The organism is Methylobacterium sp. WL116, assembly GCF_008039455.1.
Classification (GTDB): Bacteria; Pseudomonadota; Alphaproteobacteria; order Rhizobiales; family Beijerinckiaceae; genus Methylobacterium.
In genome coordinates this window covers 1-823 of sequence record NZ_VRUV01000978.1, presented here as the reverse complement: position 1 = coordinate 823, position 823 = coordinate 1, and the positions used below count along the sequence as shown (strand labels likewise).

Annotated in this window: 1 pseudogene; it reads left to right on the top strand. The window is 75.2% G+C overall.

From position 1 onward, the window contains the following. Positions 1 to 43 precede the first annotated feature (43 nt). Positions 44 to 823: pseudogene (locus FV223_RS28890) on the top strand (hypothetical protein); the annotation flags it as partial.

Below are 823 nucleotides of genomic sequence, written 5' to 3'. Positions count from 1 at the left end.
ATGTCGAACTTGAGCGCGTCCGGCGCCGGCGGCGCCGGACGCGCTCAAGTTCGACATCGTCCGCGTCGAGCCGAACGGCGAGTCGGTGGTGGCCGGCCGCGGGGCGCCGAACACCGTCGTCGAGCTCCTGGTCGACGGCAAGGCGGTGGCCAAGGCGCTCGCCGACCCGAACGGGCAGTTCGCGATCGTGCCGCCGGCGCTGCCCGCGGGCAACAGCGAGATCGTGCTGCGCTCCACCAATGCCGAGGGCCGCGAGACCCGCTCGACGGAGAGCGTCGCGGTGGCGGTCTCGCCCTCGCGCACCGAGAAGCCGCTGGTGGCGCTGACCGCGCCCGACAAGCCCACGGTGGTGCTGTCGCAGCCGGAGGTCCGGACGGCGCAGCGGGCGCCGGACCCGGCGCCGGGCCAGGCGGTCGCCGGCAGGGATACCCCCGTCAAGGGCGCGGCGAAGGCCCCTGCGGCGAAGGACGCGGCGGCCAAGCCGCCTTCCGGGAAGGCCGCCAAGGACGCCCCCGCGCCCGTCAAGATCGTCAGCGTGGACGCGCAGGAGGGCGGCCGGCTGTTCGTCACCAGCCAGGCCGCGCCGGGTGCGACGGTGCGGCTCTACCTCAACGACACGCTGATCGCCCCGGCGAGCGTCGGCGCCGACGGCAAGGTCACCTTCACCATCGGCCGCGGGGTGAAGCCGGGCGCCTACACGGTGCGGGTCGACCAGGTCGATTCGGTCTCGGGCAAGGTGCGCAGCCGGGCCGAGGTGCCGTTCTCGGTGCCGGAACCCGCCCGCGTCGCGACGAACCTCGCGCCGCCCAGGCCCGGCTGCGCA